This is a genomic window from Mycobacterium simiae (genome assembly GCF_008370645.1).
Lineage (GTDB): Bacteria > Actinomycetota > Actinomycetes > Mycobacteriales > Mycobacteriaceae > Mycobacterium > Mycobacterium simiae_A.
Genome location: NZ_VTZN01000326.1, coordinates 1 through 2,498, shown reverse-complemented (window position 1 = coordinate 2,498; position 2,498 = coordinate 1). Strand labels below are relative to the sequence as shown.

4 protein-coding genes are annotated in these 2,498 nt (G+C 78.1%); 2 read left to right on the top strand and 2 right to left on the bottom strand.

Features of this window, described 5'->3' with window-relative positions; genetic code table 11:
- On the bottom strand, window positions 1-379 hold a 379-nt coding region (locus F0Q45_RS28780; protein ID WP_223163949.1), incomplete at its 3' end, for a hypothetical protein.
- 34 nt (window positions 380-413) lie between these two features.
- Here F0Q45_RS28780 and F0Q45_RS28185 point away from each other — a divergent pair.
- Together F0Q45_RS28185 and F0Q45_RS25385 are read left to right on the top strand one after the other, a co-directional pair.
- Window positions 414-1,277 (top strand): toprim domain-containing protein, encoded by an 864-nt coding sequence (locus F0Q45_RS28185; protein ID WP_188113161.1) that lies wholly within the window; start codon window positions 414-416, stop codon window positions 1,275-1,277.
- A complete protein-coding gene (locus F0Q45_RS25385; protein ID WP_262491179.1) occupies window positions 1,274-2,167 on the top strand; it encodes a S1 family peptidase in 894 nt (297 codons plus the stop codon). The genes F0Q45_RS28185 and F0Q45_RS25385 overlap by 4 nt, the downstream gene beginning before the upstream one ends.
- Window positions 2,168-2,183: 16 nt before the next feature.
- Here the strand turns inward: F0Q45_RS25385 and F0Q45_RS25380 are convergent, their stop codons facing one another.
- Window positions 2,184-2,420 carry a hypothetical protein gene (locus F0Q45_RS25380; protein WP_149656503.1) on the bottom strand — a complete coding sequence of 79 codons (237 nt, stop codon included), beginning with the start codon at window positions 2,418-2,420 and terminating at the stop codon, window positions 2,184-2,186.
- Window positions 2,421-2,498 lie beyond the last annotated feature (78 nt).

Genomic DNA, 2,498 nt, shown 5'->3' with positions numbered 1-2,498 from the left:
ACCCCGCTCGCTGCACACCGTGCGCGAGGCGCTGCACGGCACCGGAGCCCACATCCGGCCCCGCGGACCTGAGGCGTTCATGGCGACCTGCCCGCTGCACACCGACAACACCCCGTCCCTGTCGGTGACCTGGCGCCCGGCCGGCCGGCCCGGCCGCGGGGGAACCGTTCTGCTGCACTGTTTCAGCTGCCGCGCGGCGGTCGCCGACCTCGCGGCGGCGATCGGGCTGCGGGTGGCTGACCTGTTCGACGACCCCCGGCCGCCCCGGCAGCCCGCACAGCCCGCACAGCCCGACCACCCGGCGCGGGCGACCCGATCGACACCCACCGGCGGCGCGGGCCCCGCCGCCGGGCCCGCTGCCCCCGCGCCTCACCGCCACCGATCCCGCCCCGCCCCGACACCGGTGGCGCCGGGTGCGGGTCTACACCTACACCACCGCCGACGGCCGCGCGGTCCAGCAGGTGATCCGCCACGAGTGCGCTTGTACGGGCCGCCCCCACAAGCGGTTTCAGCAGCGCTACCGCCACGGCCGCCGCTGGGTCTACCGCAAGCCCGACGGCTTCACCCCCGAGCTGTACCGGCCCGCCGCGCTGCGCGCCGCTGCCGCCGGCCTCGCCTGGCTGTTCCTCACCGAAGGCGAGAAGGACGCCGACACCCTCACCGCGCTGGGCCGCCCGGCCACCACCAACGCCCAAGGCGCCCACACGTTCCCGGCCTCCCTGGTGGCCCGGTTCGCCGGCCACCGGGTCGCCGTTCTCGCCGACCGCGACCTGGCCGGCTACCGGCGCGCGCTGCAGCTGCACCAGCTCCTGGCCGGCACCGCCGCGCGAGTAGTGATCCTGCTGGCCGCGCTGGAGCGCGACAAAGCCGACGTCACCGACCACGTCGAGGCCGGCCTGTGGCGCCCCGACGAACCGTTCGGCGGGCTGCGCGAGGTGAGTGTCGCGGACGCGCACGCCCTGGCCCTGCTCGCCGCTGCCGGCCAGGCCGCGGACCGGTCCGACGTCGCCGTCGCCGAAGCCGCCGCCCACCGCGACCGCCACGGCGGCGCCGGCTCCCGCGCCGCCGCCCGGTGGGCCGCCGAAGCCGCCGCGCAGCGCCGGGTGGTGCACCGCGCGCAGCGTGACCTGCACCGCCACACCGCCGGCAACCGGTCGCCGGCGGCCGCCGCCGCCGCGCAGCAGATGGCCGCCCTGCGGGCCCGGGTCGACGACGACCACCACCGCCGCGCCCGGCCGGCCGCACCCGGCGCCTCCGATCTGAAAGCACTGGCATGACACCGGGTTTGGACACCGCCGCCGTACACCGGGCGGCCGCCGCCGCGGCCGGGGCCACCGGGCGCCCGGGCCGCGCGGTCCGCGTCGCCCGCGCCTGGATCGACAGCCTGAGCGCCCGCGCCCAGATCCGCCGCGAACGCCGGGCCCGCCGCGACCGCCGGGCCCGCCGGCGCCACACCCCGCACCCCGCGCCCGAGGCCCGAGTCCGGGCAATGCCCGCCGCCGCCCGCCCCGTCGCCGGGGTGCTCGCCGCGGTCCTGGCCGCGGCCGCGCTGGCGGCCGCGCCGCCGGCGACCGCGGACGCTGGCACCGTCAGTCCCGGTGACCGCGTCGACTACGTCAACCCCGACGGCTCCGCGCAGTTCTGCACTATCGGCCACGTCTACACCGGACCGGACCTGCACACCTACGCCGTGACCGCCGGGCACTGCCGCACCACCGCCGGCGGATATGCCCGCGACACCACCACCGGGGTGAGCGGGGCCTTCATCCGCGCGGTCACCGTGCCGCCGCGCACCGGCGGCCCCGACTACGGCCTGATCGACTTCGGCCTGGCCTCGCTGCCGGTGTCGTTCATCGGCGAGCTGCCCGCCATCCCCGATCGCCGGGAGCCGCGGCCCGGCCAGCGGGTCTGCTTCACCGGGGTGTCCAGCGGCCGGCACTGCGGCGGGCAGATCGTGGCCGTCCACGGCAGCGACCAGTACCTGACCACCGGCCTGCCCGCCGGGGTGCCCGGCGACTCCGGCGGCCCGGTCTGGATCCAGGAGGACCGCGGCCGCGCCGCGCGGATCATCGGGATCTGGCTCGGCCAGAAGATCACCGGCGGCGGGGCCGAATACGGCCGCTTCGCCTCGCTGGCCGAGGGGCTGCGCCTCCTCGGCGCCGCCTGAGACCCCCGCTCGGCGGTTACACCGGCTGCCACGGCGCCCGCGGCGCCGCCACATCCACGCGCACCTCGGGACGCTCCCACAGCCCGGTCACCACCCACCCCACCAGCTGCGCGGGCACCGGCGCGCCCGGCTGGGTCAGGCACCGCAGCAACGCCTCCTCGATCACCTTCGCCACGCTACCCGCCACCCGCGCCGGATCGGGACACCGGCGCGCCGCACGGCCACCGGCGGCGACCCTGAAAGACCCAGCCACTCAGCACCTTTCGCCCCCGGCCCGGCCCGCCCGGCCGGGTCGGCGCTCGTCCGTAGCCCCTCACCTTCAAGCCGTCCG